This window comes from Streptomyces sp. NPDC004609 (assembly GCF_042873655.1).
In the GTDB taxonomy this organism is placed as follows: Bacteria; Actinomycetota; Actinomycetes; order Streptomycetales; family Streptomycetaceae; genus Streptomyces.
This window is the reverse complement of the sequence record NZ_JBIALS010000086.1, coordinates 1-5,280: the sequence shown is the minus strand read 5'-3', so window position 1 is coordinate 5,280 and position 5,280 is coordinate 1. Positions and strand designations below refer to the sequence as shown.

The 5,280-nt window shown below is 67.7% G+C and carries 6 protein-coding genes and 1 pseudogene; 2 read left to right on the top strand and 5 right to left on the bottom strand.

Annotated elements, in window-relative coordinates:
* Positions 1–202 precede the first annotated feature (202 nt).
* The 3 genes from ACFYT4_RS35950 to ACFYT4_RS35940 all read right to left on the bottom strand — a co-directional run bounded on the left by ACFYT4_RS35950 (position 203) and on the right by ACFYT4_RS35940 (position 1,663).
* Entirely contained in the window at positions 203–415 is a 213-nt protein-coding gene (locus tag ACFYT4_RS35950; RefSeq protein ID WP_389279064.1) for a hypothetical protein, read from the bottom strand.
* A 461-nt stretch (positions 416–876) separates the two neighbouring features.
* Positions 877–1,359 carry a nitroreductase family deazaflavin-dependent oxidoreductase gene (locus ACFYT4_RS35945; RefSeq protein ID WP_389279061.1) on the bottom strand — a complete coding sequence of 161 codons (483 nt, stop codon included), beginning with the start codon at positions 1,357–1,359 and terminating at the stop codon, positions 877–879.
* A gap of 199 nt (positions 1,360–1,558) precedes the next feature.
* Complete coding sequence (locus tag ACFYT4_RS35940; protein ID WP_389279067.1) at positions 1,559–1,663, bottom strand: DUF6194 family protein; 105 nt, start codon at positions 1,661–1,663, stop codon at positions 1,559–1,561.
* A gap of 92 nt (positions 1,664–1,755) precedes the next feature.
* Between ACFYT4_RS35940 and ACFYT4_RS35935 the strand changes: the two genes are divergently transcribed.
* Positions 1,756–2,877: an IS630 family transposase gene (locus ACFYT4_RS35935; RefSeq protein ID WP_389279058.1), complete on the top strand. Its 1,122-nt coding sequence runs from the start codon at positions 1,756–1,758 to the stop codon at positions 2,875–2,877.
* A gap of 48 nt (positions 2,878–2,925) precedes the next feature.
* Here ACFYT4_RS35935 and ACFYT4_RS35930 read toward each other — a convergent pair.
* Both ACFYT4_RS35930 and ACFYT4_RS35925 read right to left on the bottom strand, forming a co-directional pair.
* A pseudogene (locus ACFYT4_RS35930) lies at positions 2,926–3,581 on the bottom strand (maleylpyruvate isomerase N-terminal domain-containing protein).
* Positions 3,582–3,658: 77 nt separating this feature from the next.
* Positions 3,659–4,030 (bottom strand): DUF6194 family protein, encoded by a 372-nt coding sequence (locus tag ACFYT4_RS35925; protein ID WP_389279055.1) that lies wholly within the window; start codon positions 4,028–4,030, stop codon positions 3,659–3,661.
* An 87-nt stretch (positions 4,031–4,117) separates the two neighbouring features.
* On the opposite strand from ACFYT4_RS35925, the gene ACFYT4_RS35920 reads away from it, so the two are divergent.
* Positions 4,118–4,819, top strand: a complete 702-nt coding sequence (locus tag ACFYT4_RS35920; protein WP_389279052.1) for a MerR family transcriptional regulator — start codon at positions 4,118–4,120, stop codon at positions 4,817–4,819.
* Positions 4,820–5,280: the final 461 nt, after the last annotated feature.

Sequence of the window (5,280 nt, the reverse complement as noted above, 5' to 3'; positions counted from 1 at the left end):
AACAAGCACCGGGCCACACGCCACGACGTCGGCAAGACAGTCAAACGCGCCGAGTCGACCAAGGAACACCAAACCCGCCGAGGATAAACGCCAAGCTTACAACAGGCCCTAGCACAAACTTGGAGCGCCAGCCGGAGTGCTGATCCGCCAGGGCCTGGATGCAGGCGTCTGGACCGCGAAGTCGTGCCGTCCATGGGCGGTGTCAGTGTCCACAGTGGGGGCAGCGTCCGCTGGGGCGGCCTCTCGTCTCGATCACGACGCCTTGGTCCCGCATCCGCCGGAGGTGGTAGTGGACCGAGGACAGGGATGCGAGCCCCGACTGCACAGCGAGCTCGCGCAGCGAAGGCTCCTCCCCGTGTTCGGCCACCCATTCCCGTGCGCCGCGGGCGATGCGGACCTGCCGGTCGGTCAGCACACCTCATCACTCCCTTCTTCAGCTTCCGCCCGGGCGAGTTCCTTGATCCGCGCCGACAGCGTCCCATCCGGAGTCTGCCAATACCGGTGCCCGGCGATCCGGACAGACAACCGGTGCAGCCGGCGCCGCGGTGCCGCCCGCCGTCGGTGAGGTGGCCGCGAGCTCCTGGTAGGTGATGTACCAGGCGGTCTGGGCCTCCAGGGGATCCGAGAGGAAGGTGTGTCGGTTCCTTCTCGAATGAGATCACGCGTTCGAATCCTGCTCCAAGGTGCAGGCGTGTGGAGACACCACGGTGCTGTGCCTGAGCCTCCCACTGTGCGACATCCCGTGAGTTCCCCTGAGCCCCGCTGAGTCCCCGTGTCCGTGGCCAGGGGTTGTTCCCCCTACTGCCCAGGTCGGCATCGGGCTCCTATCCCCAGCCGCGCGACGCCTCGCTGGGCCGAGCGAGTGAGGTCCGGAGTTCAGTTCCTCATCGGCGCTGGGGCGTTCGCCGGTCCGGCCAGGTACTCGGGTTCGAGCACGAAGACGGGGATCACGCGGTTGGTCTTCTCCTGGTACTCGGCGTACGGCGGATACGCGGCGACCGCACGCTGCCACCACTGGGCCTTCTCGTCCCCGGTGACCTCACGGGCCGCCATGCCCTGGCGTACAGAGCCGTCCTGGAGCTCCACATGCGGGTCGGCCTTGAGGTTGAAGTACCAGACCGGGTGGTGCGGGAAGCCGCCCTTCGAGGCCACCGCCGCGTACCGCCCCTCGTGCTCCACGCGCATCAGCGGAATCTTCCGGATCTTGCCGCTCTTCGCGCCACGCATCGTGACAATGACGACCGGCAGACCCGTGTCCCAGAGCGTCGTGCCCTGCGTGCCACCCGAACTCTCATACAGCTTGACCTGTTCACGCACCCACTGCGCCGGACTCGGCTCGTACTCGCCCTCAAGAGGCATCGGATTCACCCCATCGTCACGTACGGATCATGTCGCGCAGTCCAACACAAGCCTCGCGCGAAGGCGAGACCACCGTTCCCACTCTGCCGACGCGCCGCTGCCTTGTTCAGCTGCTCCCCAGCAGTCGCAATCCGCTCCCACGGAGCATGCGGCTCTTCGCCTTCTCGGTCCGCTCCCGCCGCGGACCGTAGATCCCTCATCATGCTGTTGGTTTAGCGCGTCGCTCGTGGCGCGAGCGTGCGAGGTGATGGGCCGCTTGCAGCAGCTCACGTGTTGACGCGTCAGTGCGCTCGCCCGGGTTCACCACTGCTAGTGCTCTGACCGTATGGGTTCGCCGGGTCGGCCGTCGTGGCGGTTGGATGTGAGGTGACGTCCGATCCGACCGCTGGAGGCGCGGTGGCCGAGCCTGTCCGTGTGCGCAGACTGACCGACCAGGAGGGCCAGCGGCTGCAGCAGATCGTGCGCCGGGGCAGCACCAACTCGGTGCGCTACCGGCGCGCGATGATGCTGCTGGCCTCGGCCGCCGGGAACCGGGTGCCGGTGATCGCCCAGCTGGTGCAGGCCGACGAGGACACAGTCCGCGACGTGATCCACCGGTTCAACGAGATGGGCCTGGGCTGTCTGGACCCTCGGTGGGCGGGAGGCCGTCCCCGCCTGCTCACACCTGATGACGAGAACTTCGTCGTCCAGACGGCCACCACCCGCCCCACCAAGCTTGGCCAGCCTTTCACCCGCTGGTCGCTGCGCAAGCTCGTCGCCTACCTGCGGAAAGTCCACGGCCGGGTGATCCACATCGGCCGTGAGGCGTTACGCTGCCTGCTCGCCCGCCGCGGTGTCACCTTCCAGCGCACCAAGACATGGAAGGAATCCCCCGACCCCGACCGTGAGGCGAAGCTGGACCGGATCGAGGAGATCCTGGACCGCTTCCCGGACCGGGTGTTCGCCTTCGACGAGTTCGGCCCGCTCGGAATCCGGCCCACCGCAGGCTCGGGCTGGGCCGAACTCAAGCACCCCGACCGGGTACCGGCCACCTACCACCGCACCCACGGAGTCCGCTACTTCCACGGCTGCTACTCGATCGGCGACGACCGCTTGTGGGGCGTCAACCACCGCAGGAAGGGCACCGGAAACACGCTGGCCGCGCTGAAGTCGATCCGCGCCGCCCGGCCCGACGGCGCACCGATCTACGTAATCCTGGACAACCTGTCCGCCCACAAAGGCACCGACATCCGCCGCTGGGCGAACAAGAACAAGGTCGAGCTGTGCTTCACCCCGACCTACGCCTCGTGGGCGAACCCGATCGAGGCGCACTTCGGACCGCTGAGGCAGTTCACCATCGCCAACTCGAACCATCCCAACCACACCGTGCAGACTCGGGCCCTGCACGCCTACCTGCGCTGGCGCAACGCCAACGCCCGCCACAGCGACGTCCTGGCCGCCGAACGCAAGGAACGCGCCCGCATCCGCAGCGAGAAAGGCATCCGCTGGGGCGGACGCCCGCTCACGACGACAGCCTAACCAGGCAAACCCGACCGAACCGCTCCTCCGCGGCGGAAACGCCTGAGACTATGCCCGGGGTGTGCCGTCCCAGCGCCATGTGGTGAGAGGGGGGTGTCCGGGTAGTTCGGCGCGTCCGGTGGCCCACAAAGGGTGGGCCAGGGATCCGTGGACGACGGTGCGTCCGGAAACAGCCGAGCGAGCACCCGAGAGCACAGATCGGCAGGCGGGCTCCATGCGAGACCGAGCCCTTGTGCCAGGTCGTGCGTGTGCACCAAGGTCTCCACGATGCCCATCGCGGCAAAGCCCTCGGGGTCCGAGACGCCGAAGACGTGGTGAGCGCGGGCCTGCGGAGGCGTCGTGCGCACCATGGCGACCAACAGCGCGCCGCTCGCTTCCAGGACCTGCAGCAGGCCGGCGGGCCCCGCCTCGCGGTCCGCGTGAATGGCGTTAGCTGGGCCGCCGGGACGTCGGCTCTCCCATACGAAGGGCACCTCACCATCCAAGGGCGGTGTCTTGGGGCCCAGTTGCGCAGCGTAGGCGAAGAGGTCGTCACTGAGGTGCTCGACGGTTTCCCAGCAGTCCCATTCCAGCGAACCGGCCTTGCCTTCCCACGCGGCTGAGGGCGCCTCGCGAAGCACTGCCACAGCGAGTTGCACGGCAAGGCCGAGGTCGTCCGCGGTGACGGAGGGCCGGGAGAGGGCAACATCGGCTGATCGGGACATGGCAGGACCGTACCGCGACTGGAGGAAGCCACCCCTCCTTTTTGATTACCGCCCAGCAACCCGGCGAACCTATGCGGTCAGAGCACTAGCCAGCCGGCGGTGCCGTAGATGGGGTGCGCGATCACGGTGTCGGTGGCGCTGGGGTCGACCTCGGTGGAGGCCGGTTCGCGTGGTGCGTGACCGGTCCACTGGATGAACGCTTCCTTCCCGGCGGCGATGTTCACGCGGAAGGTGTCCGGCCGGTCCAGACGCGATGCCTCGTCGCCGGGGTAGTTCTTGGTCACGACAGTCGCGAACGGCTGGGTCGCCGTCGGAGTGACGCCGTCAGGTGCGTAGTAGAAGTTCGTGTCGCCCCAGCTGATGTCCGGTGTGCCGTCGCCGGGTGCGGGCCTGAGGGTCAAGACGCCGGCGAGGGCGTCCACGAAGCTGATGATCTCTTCACTCGTCATGGGCTCCAGCGTTCCATTAAAGTGCTAGTGGAGACTTTGGGGCTCAGATATAGGGATTTCAGGATGGCAAGTCTCAAATCAGGGGGTATGCGCACTGCTGATGTCGCGCGGCGTGTCGGGTGCTCCGTTCAGCAAGTTCGCGATCTTGAGCGCGACGGTGTGCTTCCGCCCGCGACGCGCACGGCCATGGGCTACCGGATCTATGGGGAGGTCCATCTGCAGTCCGCACTGGCCTACCGGGCCCTCGCCGCGGGCGTGGGGCCGATTGAGGCCAAGAAGATCGTTCGGGCCTTCCACCAGTGCCCCACTTCGCAGGCCCTGGCCCTTCTCGACTCGGCGCACGACCGGCTCGACACAGAGCGCGCGGATCTGAGGCAGGCCAAGGAGGCCGCCCACGCGATCTCCAGCGAGCCGATCGACGACGTGCGCGCGTCGGACTCGATGAGCATCTCCGAACTCGCCGCCGCCCTCGGTGTGCGCCCTTCGACGTTGCGGCACTGGCATGCGGAGGCTCTTGTCACCCCCGACCGCGACCTCGTGCGCGGAACGCGACGCTACACACCGGCTCAGGTGCGCGATGCGCGGATCGTTCACCAACTGCGCAAGGCCGGATACCGCATCACGCCCCTTCAAGCCCTCATGCCGCAGCTGCGGCGCACCCGCCGATCGGAGGACGTCGATTCGGCGCTGGCTGCCAGGGACATCAGCATCACCGCGCGATCCAGAGCCCTCCTCGACGGCGCCTCGGCACTCAGCGCTGTGCTCTCCCTGCGCGGGCAAACGGACTGATCCGGGATGGCCGCGAGTGCCCCGCACGGATCGGCGGCGCGTCTTGAAGCACGACGACCGCCCCCAGCGCTCGGCGGTCAGTGTCCCTCCTCTCCCTCGTCGTCTGCCGGGTACGAACCACCGTCCAGGTCAACGACGTTGGTGTCCGTTCCCGGTATATCTGCCCTTTCCCGCCGGGTCTGCGGTGTGAAGTGAACGAGTCCCGGACAACCTACGCAGCGAGCTGCCCCACCGGCCCGCGAGGAGGATCGAACCGGATTCTGGCGGGCGGATTGAGGCCGCGTTCAGCGCAGGCGTCCGTGCGTTCGCCTAACGGCGCTGGTTTCGCCGGAAAGGGCCGCGGCGGTGCCGTACTACCTCGTGGAACCGTGGCGAGCTGTTGGTGCTGGTGCTCTCGCGCTTGGCAGTCAGGATGGCTGGACTTGGTCGAAAAGGGCGAGGGCTTCGGCGGGGTCCGGGCT

Excerpts from the sequence above, each read along its gene's own strand:
- ACFYT4_RS35945 (WP_389279061.1), bottom strand. The coding sequence starts at position 1,359 with ATGCCTCTTGAGGGCGAGTACGAGCCGAGTCCGGCGCAGTGGGTGCGT.
- ACFYT4_RS35925 (WP_389279055.1), bottom strand. The coding sequence starts at position 4,030 with ATGACGAGTGAAGAGATCATCAGCTTCGTGGACGCCCTCGCCGGCGTC.
- ACFYT4_RS35920 (WP_389279052.1), top strand. The coding sequence starts at position 4,118 with ATGCGCACTGCTGATGTCGCGCGGCGTGTCGGGTGCTCCGTTCAGCAA.